Raw genomic sequence first — 867 nt, forward strand, 5'->3', positions numbered from 1 at the left:
CTAGAGGGTGTTATGTACTTTCGTGCGTGATTGGTTCAGTAATGCTGAATGACGCAAGTTCGGAAGCCGTATCCCTCTGACGTATCAGACGAAGAATGGTCGTTGGTTGTCCCGTATCTGGTTCTGATGCGAGAGGACGCGGAACAGCGGCGGCATGATCTGCGCGAACTGTTCAACGGGTTGCGCTACGTGATCCGCTACGGGATTGCCTGGCGCGCCATGCCGAACGATCTTCCGCCTTGGTCGGCGGTCTATCAGCAATCCCGTCGCTGGATGGAGGCAGGCTGCTTCGAAGCACTGGCGTCTGACCTACGGGCTGTGCTGCGCATGGCCTCCGGCCGCAAGGCGGAACCCACGGCGGCCATCCTCGACAGCCGAACCTTGCGTTCGACACCGGAGAGCGGACCGCGCGCCGGATATGATGGGGCCAAACGCAAAAAGGGCTCAAAACTGCATATGGCAGTGGACACGTTTGGCCATCTGCTGGCCCTGCACGTCACGCCAGCCAATCGGGACGATCGCGTCGAGGTCGGACGCCTCGCCGCAGCCATTCAGGAGGTGACGGAGGAAAGCGTCGAACTGGCCTATGTCGATCAGGGATACACGGGCGAGAGGCCGGCCGAGGCAGCCCGCACCCACGGTATCACGCTTGAAGTCGTCAAGTTGCCCGAAGCCAAGCGCGGCTTTGTCCTGCTGCCTCGCCGATGGGTCGTAGAACGGTCTTTCGCATGGGCCACACGATGCCGCAGACTCGTTAAGGATTACGAGCGCTACGCTTCAACGCTCGCAAGTCTCCATGTCGTCGCTTTCGCATGCTTCATGCTCAGAAACGCCGCTATACTCGCTCAAGGTGCATAACACCCTCTA

The 867-nt window shown here is 60.1% G+C and carries 1 protein-coding gene; it reads left to right on the forward strand.

Going from position 1 to position 867, the window contains the following annotated elements; genetic code table 11:
- Window positions 1-48: 48 nt before the first annotated feature.
- Entirely contained in the window at window positions 49-858 is an 810-nt protein-coding gene (locus HLH35_RS19690; protein WP_182980743.1) for an IS5 family transposase, read from the forward strand.
- Window positions 859-867: the final 9 nt, after the last annotated feature.

Origin of the sequence: Gluconacetobacter asukensis (assembly GCF_014174375.1) — a bacterium.
GTDB classification, from domain to species: Bacteria; Pseudomonadota; Alphaproteobacteria; order Acetobacterales; family Acetobacteraceae; genus Gluconacetobacter; species Gluconacetobacter asukensis.